An 18,585-nucleotide genomic window follows, 5' to 3' on the forward strand; every position below is an offset into this window, starting at 1 on the left:
GCGGGGGCCGTGCCGGCCCCCGCCACCGGTTCCGCTTTCCCTTCCTGCTTCTTTTCTCCTCAAAACCACCAGCCATGAACACCATGCACCGCTCTTCCCCCCGCACGGCGCCGCGCTTCGCGCCCACCCCGCTCGCCCGCGTGCTGCGCAGCTGCCTCGGCGCCAGCCTGGCCATCGCCGCCGCCGGCGCGGCCGCTCAGTCCACCGGCCGCACGGCGCTGGACGAAGTGGTCGTCTCCGAGCAGGCCGAGGCCATCGGCGGGCTGCAGAAGACCTACTCGGGCGGCCAGTTCGCGCGCGGCGGCAGCCTGGGCATCCTCGGCACGACCGACCTGATGAACGTGCCCTTCAGCACCACCAACTACACGTCCGAGCTGATCCAGAACCAGCAGGCGTTGAGCGTGGCCGACGTGGTGATGAACGACGCCTCGGTGCGCACGCTCACCTCGCGCGGCGGCTTCGGCGACGACTTCCAGATCCGCGGCTTCACCGTCTCCAACAGCGACATCAGCATGAACGGCCTGTTCGGCCTGGCCCCTTCCACGCGCGTGCCGCTGGAAATGATCGAGCGCGTGGAAGTGCTCAAGGGCCCGGGCGCGCTGGCCAACGGCGTGGGCCCCGGCGGCAGCGTGGGCGGCAGCATCAACGTGGTCACCAAGCGCGCGGCCGACACCCCGCTCACGCGCCTGACCGCCACCTACATGGGCAAGGCCGAATTCGGCACCCATCTGGACGTGGGCCGCCGCTTCGGCGAAGACAACCAGTGGGGCGTGCGCGTCAACGGCCTCGTGCGCGGCGGCGAAGGCAACATCGACGGCGGCAAGCAGGACCTGGCGCTCGGCTCCCTCGGCCTGGACTACGCGGGCACCCGCACGCGCTGGTCGCTGGACGCCTTCGCGACGCGCGGCGAAACCAAGGAATTCCGTCCCCAGACCAGCTTCGCCGGCACGGCGACCGCGGTGCCTGCCGTGCCCGACGCGCGGCTCAACTTCTACCCCGGCACGAAGCTGCAGGACAACGTGAAGACCGTCATGTCGCGCCTGGAGCACGACCTGAACGACAGCACCACCGTCTACGGCAGCGTGGGCTACACCGACCTCGACTACGAACAGACCTTCCCGAGCGGCCGCCCGAACGCCGCCGGGGCCTTCAACGTGTCGAACGCCTACTACGACCAATACACCCGATCCAAGGCCGCCGACGCCGGCCTGCGCACGCGCTTCGCCACGGGCGGCGTGAAGCACACGCTCGCGCTGGGCGTGAACTACCTGGACCAGGAAACGGGCTACTTCTATGCCACCTCGGCCACTTCCAGCCCTTCGAGCCTCTACAACCCCGCCCCGCTGCCGCCCATGACCGTGGCACGCGGCGCACCGGGCAAGAGTTCCGTCACCCGGCAGCACAGCATCGCCATCGCCGACACGGTGTCGTTCGCGAACGACCGCTTCCTGGTCACCCTGGGCCTGCGCGACCAGACCATGCAGCAGGACAACTACAACCCGGCCAGCGGCGCCGCCACGAGCCACTACAAGAAGAGCGCCGTCACGCCGCTCGCCGGCCTCGTGTTCAAGCCCGCGAAGAACATCTCGGTCTACACCAACTACACCGCCGGCCTCACGCGCGGCGCCACGGCCGGCGTGGACACCGCCAACGCCGGCGAGACCTTCGCGCCGCAGAAATCCAAGCAGCACGAAGTGGGCGTGAAGGTGGACTGGGGCCAGGTGACCACGCAGGCCGCCCTCTACCAGATCAAGCGCCCCAGCGCCATCACCGACCCCGTCACCAACCTCTACAGCTTCGGCGGCGAACAGCGCAACCGCGGCCTGGAGCTGACGGCCTACGGCGAGATCCAGCGCGGCCTGCGCCTCATGGCCAGCGCCGCCTTCAACGACGCCAAGGTCACGCGCACCGCCGGTGGCGTGAACCAGGGCAACGACGCCGCGGGCGTGCCCGACCGCACCTTCAACCTGGGCCTCGACTGGGACACGCCCTGGGTGGCGGGCCTGAGCCTCAACGGCCGCGTCATCCACACCTCGCCGGTCTACGCGGACGCCGCCAACCGCCTGCGCGTGGGCAACTGGACCCGCCTGGACATCGGCGCCCGCTACGCCACCCGGGTCTCCGGCAAGCCGGTCGTCTTCCGCGCGAGCCTGGAGAACGCGTTCGACAAGAACTACTGGGTGGTCAGCAACTACGTGACCGTGGGCGCACCGCGCACGCTGATGCTGTCGGCGTCGGTGGATTTCTGAGGCCCACGAGAGCCCCCTGAGCCTAGGGGCGTGCGGCCCCTGGCGCTCCGCCCGCACGGGGGTGCAGGAATTGCTCCAGCCGCTCCCGGATCGCTTCGGGCTTGCGCCCGCCGAGGTGGATGGGCTCGCAGCTTCCCAGCGGCCCCGTTCGCGCCGGCGCGGAGGGCTGCTCGTAGAAGAGCGTTTCGCAGTCGCACCGCAGCCGGGCCTGAAGGGCCTGCGTGCGCCGGTGCCGGACTTCGGCAACCCAGCAGGCATCGGCGCAGCCGCAGGAGCGGTACGTGAGCACCTCGCCGGGGTGGGGCCAATCCAGGCGGTAGGCGCCAGTCCCACCCGAAGCGTGCAGGCCCAGGCCGGCAAGAAAGCATCCAGCCAACAGGTGCAGGGGGCGGATCGGCATGGGCATTGGGCAGCGGTAGAGATGTGAATCATGACGGGATGCGTCCCGGACCGGGTCCGTCCGGCGACCGGGTCGCCTGTCTCCCAGATCCATCGCGCTGCCTTTCGCCAGCGCGATGAAGAGATCACACGCTTTTACCCTCGCTCCGCGCCGAATCCAGGCCGTGCGCCGCCATGTGCTGGCGCAGCAATTTCTCGAGCGCTGGCGAGGGAACGGACGGATTCGTTCTTCTCGTCAGCGAATGAATGTTCCGAACCAATTGCACGGGGGTCATCAACACGCCCCAAGGCAGGCCCCACCAACCCAACAGCAGCGAAAACACCGTGTCGCCGAGCTTGTGCTTGGTGCCGCACGCCTGGCAGCACACGAGAGGCCGGCTGGAAGATGACGTCATGAAGATGCACGACCAGACTCGGTAGGAGGTATGGACATCGATGGGCCCGGGGCCACTGCACCGAGGACAGGCACCACGGTGCACGGCGTGCACATGGCAGTCGACCTCTGCCTGAGGTATCTGGCGGGCGACGCGAAGCACAGCACCCTTCTTCCAACACGCGGCATTGCAGAACCGAAGTTCGCCATCGCGTTTTCCTCCCAGGAGGATGGTTGAATTGCAATAAGCACAGGAAGCCATTGTTTTACGTTATTCTTTCTCAACAAGATAATCAAATACCCATTGACGACCTCAAACCGTCAATCCAGGTATTTCTTCTTCGCAATATATTGCCCCAAGGCAAAACCGGCCGCCCCCAATACGAACCACAGCATCGAAGACCATTGCCGGTCCACACCCATTTCCGGAAGAACAAATCGGTGCAAAGCAAATCCCAGTGCGCCTCCAGCGGTTCCTGCCACTTTTCCATAAAGATAAGTGTCCAGTTTTTTGGCACTCTTTCTATAAGCCTCCGTTCCATCGAGGGACGAAGTCAGCAAATGACCGCATCGGATGCAGCGCAAACTGGTATTCATATTCTCGGCGGCACAGCCAGGGCAATACATTCAAGTCCCAATACATAACAGCGACCGGGAATTATCAGGCATTTTCCAAAGAATGTAAGTCAAAGTTACAGAAGCGGCATGCGTACGCCAAGTGCGCTGTTGCCTCCCAACGCGAACGCTTCTGATCCCCGTACGCATGCAAACCGCCTGCCCGGGGGCTTTGAGCGACAAAGTCACGTGGCGGAGCCATACTCCCTGCCTCACAAAAACAAGGAAAAGAGCATCCCATGCAGGGCAACCCACAAGTTATCGACTACTTCAAGGATCTGCTGCGCGGCGAGCTGGCTGCGCGCGACCAGTACTTCATCCACTCGCGGATCTATGAAGACCAGGGCTTCGTGAAGCTCTACGAGCGGTTGAACCACGAGATGGAAGAAGAGACCCAGCATGCCGACGCGCTGCTGCGGCGCATCCTCTTCCTGGGCGGGCTGCCGGACATGCGCCCGCGCGAGTTCACGCCGGGCACCACGGTGCCCGAGATGCTGCGCAAGGACCTGGACACCGAATACGAAGTGCGCGCAGCCCTGCAGAACGGCGTGCACCTGTGCGAAGGCGCACGCGATTACGTGAGTCGCGACATCCTGCTGGCCCAGTTGCGCGACACCGAGGAAGACCACGCCTACTGGCTCGAAAAGCAATTGGGACTGATCGAGCGCGTGGGCCTGCAGAACTACCTGCAATCGCAGACGGCATCCGGCACGCCTTGAACTCCATGCCGCCGTCTTTCCTGCACGGATAGCTATCGAAAAAATAGCAAAAGCCGCACCGGCGACGGTGCGGCTTTTTTTTGCTCCACCCTGTGCGGGGAGCGCCGGCGCCGGCCCGCGCACGGGCCCCGGGGGGTGTCAGTCGTCCAGCAGGGAAAGGTCGCGCACGGCGCCCTTGTCGGCGGACATGACGAGCTTGGCATACGCCTTGAGCGCCGCCGACACCTTGCGCGGGCGCGGCTTCACGGGCTTCCAGCCCCGCGCGTCCTGCTCGGCACGGCGGCGGGCCAGTTCCTCGTCGCTCACCAGCACGTCGATGGTGCGGTTGGGGATGTCGATGCGGATGCGGTCGCCATCGCGCACGAGGCCGATCGCCCCGCCGGCCGCCGCCTCGGGCGAGCAGTGGCCGATCGAGAGGCCGGAGGTGCCGCCCGAGAAGCGCCCGTCGGTCAGCAACGCGCAGTCCTTGCCCAGGCCCTTGGACTTGATGTAGCTGGTCGGGTAGAGCATTTCCTGCATGCCGGGGCCGCCCTTGGGGCCTTCGTAGCGCACGATCACCACGTCGCCGGCCTTCACCTTGCCCGCGAGGATGTTCTCCACCGCCTCGTCCTGCGATTCGGTGACGTGGGCCGAGCCCTCGAACACGTGGATCGATTCGTCGACGCCCGCGGTCTTCACGACGCAACCGTCGAGCGCGATGTTGCCGCGCAGCACCGCCAGGCCGCCCTCCTTGGAGAAAGCATGGTCGTAGGAGCGGATGCAGCCCTCGGCGCGGTCCAGGTCCAGGCTGGGCCAGCGCGTGTTCTGGCTGAAGGCCACCTGGGTGGGAACGCCCGCGGGGCCGGCCATGTAGAAATGGCGCACGGCCTCGTCCTGCGTGCGCACGATGTCCCACTGGTTCAGCGCGTCGCCCAGCGTGGGGGCGTGCACGGTGGGCACGTCGGTGTGCAGCTTGCCGGCCCGCTCCAGCTCGCCCAGGATGGCCATGATGCCGCCGGCGCGGTGCACGTCCTCGATGTGGTACTTGTTGGTGTTGGGCGCCACCTTGCACAGCTGCGGCACGGTGCGCGAGAGGCGGTCGATGTCGGCCATCGTGAAGTCGATGCCCGCCTCGCGCGCGATGGCCAGCAGGTGCAGGATGGTGTTGGTGGAGCCGCCCATGGCGATGTCCAGCGTCATCGCGTTCTCGAAGGCCTTGAAGCCCACCGAGCGCGGCAGGATGCGCTCTTCGTCCTGCTCGTAGTACTGGCGTGCCAGTTCCACGATGCGGCGGCCGGCGCGCTTGAACAGCTGCTCGCGGTCGGCGTGCGTGGCCACCACGGTGCCGTTGCCGGGCAGGGAAAGGCCCAGCGCCTCGGTGAGGCAGTTCATGGAGTTGGCCGTGAACATGCCGGAACACGATCCACAGGTGGGGCAGGCGGAGCGCTCCACCTCGGCCACGTCGGCGTCGGAATACTTCTCGTCGGCGGCGATCACCATGGCATCGACCAGGTCGAGCTTCTTGAACTCGATGGTCTTGGTGACGGGGTTGGCCAGGCGCGTCTTGCCGGCCTCCATCGGGCCGCCGGAGACGAACACCACGGGGATGTTCAGCCGCATGGCGGCCATGAGCATGCCTGGGGTGATCTTGTCGCAGTTGGAGATGCAGACCATCGCGTCGGCGCAATGGGCATTGACCATGTACTCGACCGAGTCCGCGATGATGTCGCGGCTGGGCAGCGAGTACAGCATGCCGTCATGGCCCATGGCGATGCCGTCGTCCACGGCGATGGTGTTGAACTCCTTGGCCACGCCGCCCGCGGCTTCGATCTCGCGAGCGACGAGCTGGCCCAGGTCCTTCAGGTGCACGTGGCCGGGAACGAACTGCGTGAACGAATTCACCACGGCGATGATCGGCTTGCTGAAGTCTTCGTCCTTCATGCCGGTGGCGCGCCACAGGGAGCGGGCACCGGCCATGTTGCGTCCGGCGGTGGAGGTCTTGGAACGGTATGCGGGCATCGTGGGTCGGGGAGGATCGGTTGGGGGAGCGGTCGCGCCAGGGCGACACGGGATTATCCTCCAGCGCTTTTCTCCCGCCGTGCGGCATGCCCTTGCACGGCGGCTGCGCAGGCCCCGGGGCGGTACTGCGCAATCACGGGGATAAAAGCCGAAAGGCCATGGGGGCCGGGGGCCGGCCTCTCCGGACAACGGCGCCGCGAGCGGATCGAGGGGCCGGCGCCTACCGCGGCCGGCGGGGCTTCACGCCCATGGCTTCCTTGTGCTTGTTGATGCGGTCCTGCCGCCGCTGGTCCATCTTTTCCATGGCCTTGCGCTTGCTGTAGCCCGAGGCGTCGGCCCAGGCCCACCAGGCTGCGGTGACCGCGAAGGGAGAGAGCACCCACCACCAGCTCCATTGGGCGACCGGTCCGATTTCAAGGTACTTGAGGAGCACCAGAAGAATGCCGAGACCCAGGGTATACATGATGGTGGCGACCTCCTGCGCTGCGCCGTGGGCGGGCGGGCCGCCGAGGGCCCTGATCGGGTCTGCGCGCCGTCAACCCCGCCTACTACAATTTCATTGAGTCGCATACTAACCCACACGAAAGTCCCCGATGAAGCGCACGCTCCCCCTCCTCCTGCTGGCCTTCGCAACCGCCACGCCCGCCCTCGCCGACCAGGCGCTGGCCACCGCGAAGAACTGCATGGCCTGCCATGCCGTGGACAAGAAGCTCGTGGGGCCGTCCTACAAGGATGTGGCGGCGAAGTACGCAGGCCAGAAGGATGCCGTGGACAAGCTGGCCGCCAAGATCATGAAGGGCGGCTCGGGCGTATGGGGGCCGGTGCCGATGCCGGCCAACGCCCAGGTGAACGAGGCCGATGCGAAGAAGCTGGCCGCCTGGATCCTGACGCTCCAGTGACCGCGACGGCCAGGGCTCGGGGCGCACCACCAGCGCCCGCTCCTTTGCCACGGAAGCCGCCCGCATGCGAGGCGGCTTTTTTTTGCTTTCTGCCTGGGCTTCGGGTGTCAGAGCACCGGGTCGCGCCGCGTGCGCAACTGGTCTTCGAGTTGGCCGACATAGGCAGCGGTGGTGTTGTCGGACTCCTGCACGCGGGCCGCGAGGCGCGCTTCGAGCGCATCCATGCGGGCCATCACCGCCGCGTGGCCCTGCTGCTGCTGCGATTCCAGGAAGGCGCGCAGTTCGGTGAAGCGCGAGGCTTCGGCCCGGTCGGCCAGCTCGCGCTGGGCCTGCATCTCCTTGGTGTGGCGCCGCGTCTCCAGCAGCACCGAGCCCTGCAGCGACAGCACGTAGGCGATGAAGAAGACGCCCAGCAGCGTGGTGAGCCCCAGCATCAGCAGGCCCAGCGGCGCCTGGAACGAGGTGAAGCCCAGCGAGATGACCGAGGGCGTGGCGAGGGTGCCCCAGTTGAGCGCGGCGAGCACGGCGATGGCCGCGACGATGATCAAAAGGACGATGGATCGGAAGGCCATGGGAGATCTCCTGTAGGGATGCCGAACGCCGGGCCGGAAGGGGCCGCGGCGGCTTGCCGGCGGTTGTAACCCGGCATTGGCGTTCCGGCAGGCCCGCGCGGGGCGAAACCGGTACCGTCCTACAGGAGACCGGAGGGCGCCCTGCGGCGTCCTCCCACGGATCAGTTGGCCTGCGCCAACTGGTCCAGGATCGCGGGGTTCTCCAGCGTGCTGGTGTCCTGCGTGATCGGCTCGCCCTTGGCGATGGAGCGCAGCAGGCGCCGCATGATCTTGCCGCTGCGGGTCTTGGGCAGGTTGTCGCCGAAGCGGATGTCCTTCGGCTTGGCGATGGGCCCGATCTTCTTGGCCACCCAGTCGCGCAGTTCCTTGGCGATGGCCTTGGCCTCGTCGCCCGTGGGGCGCGGGCGCTTCAGGACCACGAAGGCGCAGATGGCCTCGCCCGTCACGTCGTCGGGGCGGCCCACCACGGCGGCCTCGGCCACCAGGTCGGTCTTGGAGACGAGCGCGGATTCGATCTCCATCGTGCCCATGCGGTGGCCCGAGACGTTCAGCACGTCGTCGATGCGGCCGGTGATGCGGAAGTAGCCCCGGTCGGCCGAGCGCACCGCGCCGTCGCCCGCGAGGTAGTAGCCCTTGAGTTCCTCGGGGAAGTAGCTCTTCTTGAACCGCTCCGGGTCGTTCCAGATGGTGCGGATCATGCTCGGCCACGGGCGCTTGATGACCAGGATGCCGCCCGTGCCGTTGGCGATGTCGTTGCCCGCCTCGTCCACGATGGCCGCGGCGATGCCCGGCAGCGGCAGCGTGCACGAGCCCGGCACCAGCGGCGTGGCGCCCGGCAGCGGGGTGATGACGTGCCCGCCGGTCTCGGTCTGCCAGAACGTGTCCACGATGGGGCAGCGCTCGCCGCCCACGTTCCGGTGGTACCACATCCACGCTTCGGGGTTGATGGGCTCGCCCACGCTGCCGAGGATGCGCAGGCTCGACAGGTCGGAGCTGGAGGGGTGCACCGCCTGGTCGGCATCGGCCGCCTTGATGAGCGAGCGGATGGCCGTGGGCGCGGTGTAGAAGATCGACACCTTGTGGCGCTCGATCATCTGCCAGAAACGCCCGGCATTGGGATAGGTGGGAATGCCCTCGAACACCACCTGCGTGGCGCCGGCGGCCAGCGGGCCGTAGGCCACGTAGGTGTGGCCGGTGATCCAGCCGATGTCGGCCGTGCACCAGAAGACGTCGTCAGGCCGGAGGTCGAACGTCCAGTCCATCGTGAGCTTGGCCCACAGCAGGTAGCCGCCGGTGGCGTGCTGCACCCCCTTGGGCTTGCCCGTGGAACCGCTGGTGTAGAGGATGAAGAGCGGGTGTTCGGCGCCCACGGGCTCGGGCGCGCATTCGGCCGGCTGGCCCGCCAGCGCATCGCCGAACGTCTTGTCGCGGCCTTCCACCATGGCGCAGGCCGTGGCCGTGCGCTGGTACACCAGGATGGAGCGGATGGTGTCGCAGCCGCCCATGGCCAGCGCTTCGTCCACGATGGCCTTGAGCGGCAGCTCCTTGCCGCCGCGCATCTGGTAGTTGGCGGTGACCACGGCCACCGCGCCCGCGTCGATGATGCGCTCCTGCAGCGCCTTGGCCGAGAAGCCGCCGAACACCACGCTGTGCGTGGCGCCGATGCGCGCGCAGGCCTGCATGGCGACCACGCCTTCGATGGTCATGGGCATGTAGATGAGGACGCGGTCGCCCTTCTTCACGCCCTCGGCCTTGAGCGCGTTGGCGAAGCGGCCCACGCGCTCCAGCAGTTCCCGGTAAGTGACCTTCGTCACCGCGCCGTCGTCGGCCTCGAAGATGATGGCCGTCTTGTGCTCGGTGGGCGTGCCGATGTGGCGGTCCAGGCAGTTGGCGCTGGCGTTGAGTTCACCGTCGGCGAACCACTGGAAGAACGGCGCGTTGGATTCGTCGAGCGTGCGCGTGAAGGGCTGGGTCCACTGCACGTTCTCGCGGGCCAGGCGCGCCCAGAAGCCTTCGAAATCGCGATCGGCCTCGGCCTGCAGGGCTTCGTAGCCGGCCATGCCCGAGATGCGCGCGGCTTTCTCGCAGGCCTCGGGGGGCGGAAACACGCGGTTTTCCACCAGCACGGATTCGATCGTGGACGATGACGCACTCATTTGCTTTGTCTCCTGGGAGTCGTTGGAACAGGTTTTCGGCGGTACTTTCAGGGGGCGCACTTACAGGCCACTGACGCACGCTGCCAGGCGCATCCGGGCGCGCCGTCCGCCCCGGCACGGGCCACATGCTACGCCTACCACAGACCCCGTCCGGCGGCCCACCGGGATGTCCCGCAGGGCCGCCGGGAACCGCCCCGAAACGGCCCTAGAATCGCGCCGCACTCCCGCCCACCACGGATTTCCCACCCCACCATGGCCTCCCCGAAAGACCCCATCCCACGCACGCCAGGCGCCTCCATGGGCCCCCTCGCCACGATCATCTTCGCCAGCCGGTGGCTGCAGGTGCCGCTGTACCTGGGCCTCATCGTCGCCCAGGGCGTGTACGTATGGCACTTCCTGCTGGAACTCTGGCACCTCGTGGAAGCCGCCTTCGGCAACCAGGCGGCGCTGCAGACCCTGGTGACCAGCATCGGCTACAAGCCCGGCGTGGAGATCACGGCCCTCAACGAGACGGTCATCATGCTCGTGGTGCTGGCGCTCATCGACGTGGTGATGATCTCCAACCTGCTGATCATGGTCATCGTGGGCGGCTACGAGACCTTCGTGAGCCGCCTGAACCTGCACACCCACCCCGACCAGCCCGAGTGGTTGGGCCACGTGAACGCGTCGGTGCTGAAGGTGAAGCTGGGGCTGTCGATCATCGGCATCAGCTCGATCCACCTGCTCAAAACCTTCATCAACGCGGCCAACTACGACACCAAGGTGCTGATGTGGCAGACGATCATCCACGTCGCGTTCCTGGGCAGCGCCATCGCGGTGGCGTATACCGACAAGCTGCTGAACGTCTCGCACGAGAAGCACTGAGCACCCGCCCTCCGGCCACGCCCGCTCCTCGGGTCGCATGGGCCCTGAAACTCCTCTTTTGAGGGTGTTTCAGGGCCCATGCCGTTGGATCCATTCGATTGTTTGCTATTAATTTAATAGCAAATGCATCATGCACGGTCGTTTTCGCACCCGCGAATAACACATCCATCAAAAACCGGTGTTTTGACTCAAAAACACCGAATGCATACACTTTCGCGGTGTTTTACAACCTGCAGCGCAGGTAATCCGGCCCCTCGAGCGGTCCGGATCCCCGTCGGTCGCCGCCGCAGCCTGCCTGCAGCCGCCGACGCCACGGCCGGTTCCCGGCCCTGATGCCCCTTCGCGGGGCGCCCGTGGAGTCCTCGCAACCCGACCTCTCCCGCGCGCGCCCCCTGCCCTTGCGCACCCATCGCGTGCCATGCGGGCCAAACCCGGGCCGAGTTCCGTGCCCACCTCCTTCCGGCAACGCCGGTGCCCCGCCGTGGCACCGCGCGGGGCCGCCGCATCAGGCTTTGCCGCAGGACCGGCCCCGTGCCCGGGCAGGCGCTCCCTTGTCGGAGCGTTCGCCCGGGCGTGTTCGCCAACCCGTTCCAGACCGAGGGAGGACCCACGACGTGGCCAAGCAAATCACCATCGACCATGTATTCAAGGTATTCGGCGACGCGCCGGAGACGGCGCTCGAACTCGTGCGCCAGGGCTGCAGCAAGCAGGAAATCATGGAGCGCACCGGGCATTCCATCGGCGTGTTCGACGCCACCTTCACCATCGAGGCCGGCGAGATCTTCGTCGTGATGGGGCTGTCGGGCTCCGGCAAGTCCACGCTGGTGCGCATGCTCAACTGGCTCGTCGAGCCCACCGCCGGACGCATCCTGATCGAAGGCGCGGACATCAATGCGCTCTCCGACCGGGCGCTGCGCGCGCTGCGCCGCAAGGACATCAGCATGGTGTTCCAGTCGTTCGCGCTGATGCCGCACATGACCGTGCTGGACAACACCGCCTTCGGCCTGGAGCTGGCCGGCGTGGACCGCGCCGAGCGCCAGCGGCAGGCCGCTGCGGCGCTGGAACAGGTGGGCCTGGGCGCCTGGGCGCAGAGCTATCCGGACGAACTCTCGGGCGGCATGCAGCAGCGCGTGGGGCTGGCGCGCGCGCTGGCGTCGGACCCCTCGATCCTGCTGATGGACGAGGCCTTCTCGGCGCTGGACCCGATCATCCGCACCGAGATGCAGAGCGAGCTGCTGCGGCTGCAGCAGATCCAGCGGCGCACCATCGTCTTCATCTCGCACGACCTCGACGAAGCCATGCGCATCGGCGACCGCATCGCGATCATGAAGGACGGCCAGGTGGTGCAGGTGGGCACGCCCGACGAGATCCTGCGCAACCCCGCCGACGACTATGTGCGCAACTTCGTGCGCGGCGTGGACGCGGCGGCGGTGTTCAAGGCCGGCGACATCGCGCGGCGCCCGCTCACGGTGGTGTCCGAGCACCGCGACCGCGGCGCGCGCGCGGCGCTGCAGATGCTGCAGGACCAGGACCGCGATTTCGCCTACGTGGTGAACCCCGCGCGGCAGTACCTGGGCACCGTGTCGGCCGACTCGCTGCGCGGCGCGCTCGACGGCCACGTGGGGCCGCTGGGGCTGCACCACGCCTACCTGGCCAGCGTGGGGCCCATCGCGGCCGACGCGTCCGTGGCCGATCTCTTCGGCCAGGTGGCGCAGGCGCCGTGCGCGCTGCCCGTGGTGGAGGACGGCGGCCGGTTGCGCGGCGTGATCAGCAAGACCACGCTGCTGCGCTTCCTGGACCGCGACACCCCGCCCGTGCCGCCCACCGCACCCGCCCCCACTGCGTCCCCCATGTCCGAACGGAGCCCCGCATGAACGAAACCACCATCGCGACACCCGCCCATTCCGCAGACACCGCGGCAGCGCACTCCCTGCCCGCACCGGACGCCAACCCCTGGGCCACCGCAGGCGAGGGCCCCGCGGCCGTCTCGCCCTACGACACCCCCGCGGCCACGCCCGACGCCGCACCGGCCGCGCCGGACCCGTGGGCGGCCTCCACCGCCACCTCCACCGGCGATGCGGGCGCGGGCGGCACGGACTGGCTGAGCGCCGCGCCGGACGCGGGCTCCGCCGCCCTGCCCGCCGACGCGCTGGCGGGCGCGGCCGACCCCGCGCAGGCCGCGGGCGGCCTGCACCTCTCGCAGCTCTGGGACGGTTCGCTGCCCGTGGAGCACTGGATCAACCAGGGCCTCACCTGGACGGTGGACCACTTCCGCCCCGCCTTCCAGACGGTCCGCGCTCCCGTGGACGCCACGCTGGGCGGCGTGCACGCACTGCTCACGGGCCTGCCCACGCTCGCCATGGTCGCGCTCATCGGTCTGCTCGCCTGGCAATTCGCGGGCCGCATGCTGGCGCTGGGCACGGTGGTCTCGCTGCTGCTGGTGGCCCTGCTCGGCATCTGGCCGGAAGCGATGGTGACGCTGTCGCTGGTGCTGACCTCGCTCGCGTTCTGCCTGGTGCTGGGCCTGCCGCTGGGCATCCTGCTGGCCAGCAGCGACCGCGCGCAGCGCCTGCTGCGCCCGGCGCTCGACGCGATGCAGACCACCCCGGCCTTCGTGTACCTCGTGCCGGTGGTGATGCTGTTCGGCATCGGCAATGTGCCGGGCGTGGTGGTGACCATCGTCTTCGCTCTGCCGCCGCTCGTGCGCCTGACCAACCTGGGCCTGCGGCAGGTGCGGCCCGACCTCGTGGAGGCCGCGCGCGCCTACGGTGCCTCGCCCTTCCAGTTGCTGTGGAAGGTGCAGCTGCCGCTGGCCCTGCCGTCCATCATGGCCGGCATCAACCAGGCGCTGATGCTCTCGCTCTCGATGGTGGTGATCGCCTCGATGATCGCCGTGGGCGGCCTGGGCCAGATGGTGCTGCGCGGCATCGGCCGGCTCGACATGGGCCTGGCCGCCGTGGGCGGGCTCGGCATCGTGCTGCTCGCGATCACGCTCGACCGGCTCACGCAGGCGCTGGGCCAGCCCCGGCGCGGCGCGCGCCACTGGTGGCATACGGGGCCCGTGGGCCTGGCCACGCGCCTGGCCGCCGGCTTCCTGCGCCGCCCGGCTCCCGCCACCGCCGCGGATGCCGCCGGCCCTGCGGCGCAGCGGCCCGCGGCCGTGCCGCCCGCCGCGATGGCGTCCGGCGAAGGGCCTGCGCTCGCAGGCGCGGGCCGCTGAGAACGCACCGCGCACCGCGCCTCCCATCGACATTTATTTCAGGAAACGTCCCATGCACATCTCCATCGCACACTCCCTGCTCCGCCCCCGTTCGGCCTGGCAAGGCCCGGCCAGCGCGGCCGCCTGCGCCCTGGCTGGCGCACTGGCCCTGGCCGCGCTGCCGGCCGGCGCGCAGGACCTGCCCGGCAAGGGCGTGAAAGTGCAGCCGCTGCAAAGCTCGAACGCCGAGGAAACCTTCCAGACGCTGCTGGTCTCGCGCGGGCTGCAGAAGCTCGGCTACGACGTGCAGCCCATCAAGGAGATCGAGTACGCCACGGCCCACGTGGCGATCGCCAACGGCGACGCGACCCTCATGGCCGACCACTGGGATCCGCTGCATGCCGACTTCTACAAGAACGCGGGCGGCGACGCCAAGCTGTGGCGCAAGGGTGCCTATTCGGCCAACGCCGCGCAGGGCTACCTGATCGACCGCAAGACCGCAGAGCAGTACAAGATCACGCACATCGACCAGCTGAAGGACCCGAAGCTCGCGAAGCTCTTCGACACCAACGGCGACGGCCGCGCCGACCTCACGGGCTGCAATCCGGGCTGGGGATGCGAGGCGGTGATCGAACACCAGATGAAGGACTTCGGCCTCTCGGGCACGGTGACGCACGTGCAGGGCAGCTATGCGGCACTGATGGCCGACACCATCGCGCGCTTCAAGGAGGGCAAGCCCATCCTCTACTACACCTGGACGCCCTACTGGGTGAGCGGCGTGCTGCGCCCGGGCCAGGAGGTGGTCTGGCTGCAGGTGCCGCGCTCCTCGCTGCCCGGCGAGCAGGCGGGCCAGGACACCCGGTTGCCCGATGGCAAGAACTACGGCTTCGTGCTCAACACCCAGCGCATCGTGGCCAACAAGGCCTTCGCCGAGAAGAACCCCGCCGCCGCCCGCCTCTTCGAGGTGATGCAACTGCCGGTGGCCGACATCAATGCGCAGAACCTCGCCATGAAGAACGGCCAGGGCAAGCAGGCCGACATCGAGCGCCACGCGGACGGCTGGATCCGTGCGCACCAGAAGACCTTCGACGGCTGGCTGCAGCAGGCGACGGCCGCCGCCGCGCGTTGACATCGCCCCGGGGCCCGGCCCTTCAGGCCGCGGCCCCGTCCTTCTGGAACGCCCGCGAGAAATCGCAGCACGCCTGCGCCAGCATGACGATGGAGGCGACCAGCGCACTGCGGTGCTCGCCCTTGTGCATGGCCACGTAGGGCACGGGCGGCAGCGCGGGCTCGACCTCGATCACTTCCAGCATGCCCGCCGCGACGAGCGGCGCGAGGCACTCGCGCGGCAGGTAGGCCACGCCCAGGCCCGACACGGTGAGCCCCGTGAGCGCCACGAGGTTGCTCACCACGATCGAATCGGCGGGCTCCACGCCGCGCTCGGCCATCCACGCGTCGTAGATGCGGCCGGTGCCGGAGCTGCTGCCCTGCACCAGCATGCGGTGGCGCGCCAGCTCGTGCAGCCGCACGGGGCCCTGCGCCGCACCGGCCACCAGCCCCGGCTGCGCCATCCAGGCGCTGCCCACGCGGCCGATCTCGGTGGTGGCGAGGCGCGTGTCGGCGAAAGCGTCGGGCACGATCACCAGGTCCAGCTCGTCGGCCAGCAGCTTGTCGCGCAGCGGCAGGCTGCCATCGACATCGGGCTCCAGGATCACCTTGGGGTAGTGCGCGCGCACCAGCGCGACGAGGCGCGGCAGCCAGGTCATGGCGGTGAGTTCGGTCACGCCCAGGCGCAGGCGCCGTTCGATCACGCCGGGCTTGCCGAACTGCTCGACCGCCGCATCGCGCTGCTGCAGCAGCTTGCGCGCGATGACGAACATCTCTTCGCCCTTCTCGGTCAGGCGCGCGGCGCGCAGGCTGCGGTCGAAGAGCGGCGTGTCGAAGAGCTGCTCCAGCTCCTGCACGCGCTTGGAAATGGCGGACTGGGTGGTGTGCAGCTTGTGGGCCGCGGGGCCGAAGCCGCCGAGCTGGACGATCCAGTACAGCGCTTCGAGTTGCTTGAAAGTCATCATGGCCGCGTCTTCAGGCCCCGGTTGCACCGGCAGGCGATCAATCGATTTTTCTCATGCGATTTCAGCACAAAAAATCGCTTTTTTCTCATTGGGTAGACTTCCAGAATGGGCGCATCCCCCACCCGATCCACCCCTTCGGAGACCTGACATGTCCCTTCGCCGCCTGCCCCGCCGCGCCTTCCTGCCCGCGCTGTGCGCCACATTTGCCGCCGCAGCGGCCGCGCTCGCCGCGCAAACCGCCGCAGCGCAGGACATCGACACGCTGCGCAAGATCCAGGAGCGCGGCACGATCGTGATCGGCAGCCGCGACAGCTCCATCCCGTTCTCGTACAAACCCACGGGCAGCGGCGATCCCGTGGGCTTCTCGAACGACATCTGCCTGAAGATCGTCGATGCGGTGAAGGCCAGGCTGGGCCTGCCCGCGCTGCGGGTGCAGTACACGCTGCTCACCTCCACCAACCGCATCCCGCTGATGCAGAACGGCACGGTGGACATCGACTGCGCCACCACCACCAATTCGGTCGCGCGCCAGCAGCAGGTGGCGTTCGCGCCCAGCCATTTCGTGACCAACATCACCGTGGCCGTGAAGAAGGATTCGGGCATCCAGTCGCTGGCCGACCTGGGCGGCAAGACGGTGGCCACCGTGGCGGGCAGCACCTCGATCCAGCTGCTGCGCAACCTGCGCCGCACCGAGAAGGTGGACGTGCAGGAACTCTCGGGCAAAGACACGGCCGATGCCTTCCTGCTGCTGGCCAACGGCCGCGCCGACGCCTACGTGCTGGACGACGTGCAGCTCGCGGGCCTGATCGCCACCTCGCCCAACCCCGGCGACTTCCGCATCCTGAAGGACGTGGTGCTGCGCCAGGAGCCCTACGGCATCATGCTGCGCAAGAACGACCCCGCCTTCCAGGCGCTGGTGGACCAGACCGTGGTGCAGCTGATGCAGTCGGGCGAAATGGAGCGGCTCTATGCGCGCTGGTTCACGCAGCCCATCCCGCCCACCCAGGCGAACCTGAATTTCCCCATGACCGACGCCGTGCGCGAGGCCTACCGCAACCCCAGCAGCAAGGGCGTGCAATGAGCGCGGCCCCTCACCCGCACGGCCGCCTCTTCGGCCCCGCATTGATGGCCGCGGTACGCGAACGCTTCCTGCACGTGGAGCGCGACCACCAGGGCCGCGAGCGCATCTACTTCGACAACGCAGGCGGCTCCCTGCGGCTGCGCGCCGCGGTGGAGCGCTTCGCCGAGGTGGACGCGGTGCCCGACAACACCGAGCGCATCCACGACACCGCGCGCGAGTTGCAGGGGGTGCAGGCGCGCGGTGCGGACGATCTGCGCATGCTGCTCAATGCCCGGGGCGGCAGCGTGTACGCCGCGCTCACGGCCTCCGGCGCGATGTTCGACCTGGTGCGCGCCGTGGCCGAGAACGTGCCCGGCACCAACATGGTGACCACGGTGCTGGAGCACCCTTCGGCCTACGACGCGATGGACCGCTACGCGCGCCAGACCGGCCGCGAGCTGCGCGTGGCGCCCAGCAACCCGGCCACGGGCGGCGTGGACGTGGAGGCCATCGCGCGGCTGATCGACGCGGACACCTGCGTGCTCAACGTGATCCATGCGTCCAACATCTCGGGCGCCAAGCTCGACCTGCCGGCCATCGTGCGCGCCGCGCGCGCCATCAAGCCCGACCTCTACATCCTCGTGGATGCCGTGCAGCACGCGCCGCACGGGCTCATCGACCTGCAGGCCGCGCCGGTGGACGGCATCACCATCGCGCCCTATAAATTCTTCGGCTGCCGCGGCTCGGGCCTCGCCTGGCTGTCGGAGCGCGCGGCCGAGCTGCCGCACCACAAGCTCGCGGGCAAGGCGCCAGGGTTCTGGGACCTGGGCAGCGCCTCGCCGTGGCAGTTCGCGGTGCTGACCGAGATCGTGGACTACGTGTGCTGGCTCGGCACGCACCCGGAGGGCGGCGCCGCGCCGGCAAATGCCCCGCGGCGCGAGCGCTTCGCGGCGGGCATCGGCTGCATCGCGCTGCACGAGCGTGCGCTGCTGTGGCGCCTGCTCGCGGGCGGCGGCGAGGCCGGCGGTGCACCGGGCCTGCGGGCGCAGGACGGCGTGCGCGTGTTCCTCGACCACGACGACCTCGCCAGGCGCGACCTCATCATCGCCATCGGCTTCGACCACCTCGACTGCACCGACGCCGTCCGCGCCTACGCGCAGCGCGGCATCACGGTGTACGAGCGCAGCACGGCCAGCATCTATTCGCGCCGCATGCTCGAATCGTTCGGCATCGAAGGCGCGGTGCGCGTGTCGCCGCTGCACTGCCAGACCCCGGACGAAGTGGACCGCTTCCTGCGCGCCACGCAGGACATCGCCCGCGCCCACGCGGCGCAGGCCGCCACCGCGGCGAGCTGACCGGCACCGGCGCGCAGCGTGCGCGGGGCGGCCGGGCCACCGCCCATTTTTCTCC

The 18,585-nt window shown here is 68.5% G+C and carries 18 protein-coding genes; 10 read left to right on the forward strand and 8 right to left on the reverse strand.

Translation table 11 applies throughout. The annotated features are described in order from the left end of the window. Positions 1–83 precede the first annotated feature (83 nt). Positions 84–2,249 (forward strand): TonB-dependent receptor, encoded by a 2,166-nt coding sequence (locus BM144_RS16160; protein WP_245783693.1) that lies wholly within the window; start codon positions 84–86, stop codon positions 2,247–2,249. Positions 2,250–2,271: 22 nt separating this feature from the next. On the opposite strand, the gene BM144_RS16165 is transcribed toward BM144_RS16160, so the two are convergent. Together BM144_RS16165 and BM144_RS23480 are read right to left on the reverse strand one after the other, a co-directional pair. Continuing rightward, entirely contained in the window at positions 2,272–2,649 is a 378-nt protein-coding gene (locus BM144_RS16165) for a hypothetical protein (protein ID WP_139225741.1), read from the reverse strand. A gap of 124 nt (positions 2,650–2,773) precedes the next feature. Continuing rightward, positions 2,774–3,043: a hypothetical protein gene (locus BM144_RS23480; protein WP_245783694.1), complete on the reverse strand. Its 270-nt coding sequence runs from the start codon at positions 3,041–3,043 to the stop codon at positions 2,774–2,776. A 93-nt stretch (positions 3,044–3,136) separates the two neighbouring features. Here BM144_RS23480 and BM144_RS23625 point away from each other — a divergent pair, with 93 nt between their 5' ends. Beyond that, positions 3,137–3,259 (forward strand): hypothetical protein, encoded by a 123-nt coding sequence (locus tag BM144_RS23625; protein ID WP_281246095.1) that lies wholly within the window; start codon positions 3,137–3,139, stop codon positions 3,257–3,259. An 83-nt stretch (positions 3,260–3,342) separates the two neighbouring features. On the opposite strand, the gene BM144_RS22845 is transcribed toward BM144_RS23625, so the two are convergent. Beyond that, complete coding sequence (locus tag BM144_RS22845; RefSeq protein WP_139225742.1) at positions 3,343–3,618, reverse strand: hypothetical protein; 276 nt, start codon at positions 3,616–3,618, stop codon at positions 3,343–3,345. Positions 3,619–3,875: 257 nt separating this feature from the next. On the opposite strand from BM144_RS22845, the gene bfr reads away from it, so the two are divergent. Next, entirely contained in the window at positions 3,876–4,355 is a 480-nt protein-coding gene (gene bfr, locus BM144_RS16175) for a bacterioferritin (protein WP_092954358.1), read from the forward strand. A gap of 138 nt (positions 4,356–4,493) precedes the next feature. On the opposite strand, the gene ilvD is transcribed toward bfr, so the two are convergent. Together ilvD and BM144_RS16185 are read right to left on the reverse strand one after the other, a co-directional pair. Further along, positions 4,494–6,353: a dihydroxy-acid dehydratase gene (ilvD, locus tag BM144_RS16180; protein WP_092954359.1), complete on the reverse strand. Its 1,860-nt coding sequence runs from the start codon at positions 6,351–6,353 to the stop codon at positions 4,494–4,496. A 220-nt stretch (positions 6,354–6,573) separates the two neighbouring features. Continuing rightward, positions 6,574–6,816, reverse strand: a complete 243-nt coding sequence (locus BM144_RS16185) for a TIGR04438 family Trp-rich protein (RefSeq protein ID WP_092954361.1) — start codon at positions 6,814–6,816, stop codon at positions 6,574–6,576. Between the two features lie 130 nt (positions 6,817–6,946). On the opposite strand from BM144_RS16185, the gene BM144_RS16190 reads away from it, so the two are divergent. Further along, positions 6,947–7,252, forward strand: a complete 306-nt coding sequence (locus BM144_RS16190; protein WP_092954363.1) for a c-type cytochrome — start codon at positions 6,947–6,949, stop codon at positions 7,250–7,252. Between the two features lie 107 nt (positions 7,253–7,359). On the opposite strand, the gene BM144_RS16195 is transcribed toward BM144_RS16190, so the two are convergent. Together BM144_RS16195 and acs are read right to left on the reverse strand one after the other, a co-directional pair. Continuing rightward, positions 7,360–7,824 (reverse strand): Signal transduction histidine kinase, encoded by a 465-nt coding sequence (locus tag BM144_RS16195; RefSeq protein ID WP_092954365.1) that lies wholly within the window; start codon positions 7,822–7,824, stop codon positions 7,360–7,362. Positions 7,825–7,985: 161 nt separating this feature from the next. After that, a complete protein-coding gene (gene acs, locus BM144_RS16200) occupies positions 7,986–9,980 on the reverse strand; it encodes an acetate--CoA ligase (protein ID WP_092954367.1) in 1,995 nt (664 codons plus the stop codon). Between the two features lie 252 nt (positions 9,981–10,232). Between acs and BM144_RS16205 the strand changes: the two genes are divergently transcribed. The 4 genes from BM144_RS16205 to proX all read left to right on the forward strand — a co-directional run bounded on the left by BM144_RS16205 (position 10,233) and on the right by proX (position 15,172). Continuing rightward, positions 10,233–10,844 (forward strand): TIGR00645 family protein, encoded by a 612-nt coding sequence (locus tag BM144_RS16205; protein ID WP_092954370.1) that lies wholly within the window; start codon positions 10,233–10,235, stop codon positions 10,842–10,844. Between the two features lie 614 nt (positions 10,845–11,458). Then, positions 11,459–12,718 (forward strand): glycine betaine/L-proline ABC transporter ATP-binding protein ProV, encoded by a 1,260-nt coding sequence (proV, locus tag BM144_RS16210; RefSeq protein ID WP_092954373.1) that lies wholly within the window; start codon positions 11,459–11,461, stop codon positions 12,716–12,718. Further along, positions 12,715–14,064 (forward strand): glycine betaine/L-proline ABC transporter permease ProW, encoded by a 1,350-nt coding sequence (gene proW / locus BM144_RS16215; protein WP_092954376.1) that lies wholly within the window; start codon positions 12,715–12,717, stop codon positions 14,062–14,064. The genes proV and proW overlap by 4 nt, the downstream gene beginning before the upstream one ends. A gap of 52 nt (positions 14,065–14,116) precedes the next feature. Beyond that, the gene (gene proX / locus BM144_RS16220; protein WP_092954626.1) at positions 14,117–15,172 is read left to right on the forward strand and encodes a glycine betaine/L-proline ABC transporter substrate-binding protein ProX; all 1,056 of its coding nucleotides are present in this window, start codon (positions 14,117–14,119) and stop codon (positions 15,170–15,172) included. A 22-nt stretch (positions 15,173–15,194) separates the two neighbouring features. On the opposite strand, the gene BM144_RS16225 is transcribed toward proX, so the two are convergent. Then, positions 15,195–16,112, reverse strand: coding sequence for a LysR family transcriptional regulator (locus BM144_RS16225; RefSeq protein WP_092954629.1), 918 nt, complete (start codon positions 16,110–16,112; stop codon positions 15,195–15,197). Between the two features lie 151 nt (positions 16,113–16,263). Here BM144_RS16225 and BM144_RS16230 point away from each other — a divergent pair, with 151 nt between their 5' ends. Both BM144_RS16230 and BM144_RS16235 read left to right on the forward strand, forming a co-directional pair. Next, the gene (locus tag BM144_RS16230) at positions 16,264–17,196 is read left to right on the forward strand and encodes an amino acid ABC transporter substrate-binding protein (RefSeq protein WP_092954379.1); all 933 of its coding nucleotides are present in this window, start codon (positions 16,264–16,266) and stop codon (positions 17,194–17,196) included. Further along, positions 17,193–18,530, forward strand: a complete 1,338-nt coding sequence (locus BM144_RS16235) for an aminotransferase class V-fold PLP-dependent enzyme (protein WP_092954382.1) — start codon at positions 17,193–17,195, stop codon at positions 18,528–18,530. Before BM144_RS16230 ends, BM144_RS16235 begins: the two co-directional genes overlap by 4 nt. Positions 18,531–18,585 lie beyond the last annotated feature (55 nt).

This window comes from Paracidovorax konjaci (assembly GCF_900112675.1).
Taxonomy (GTDB): domain Bacteria; phylum Pseudomonadota; class Gammaproteobacteria; order Burkholderiales; family Burkholderiaceae_C; genus Paracidovorax; species Paracidovorax konjaci.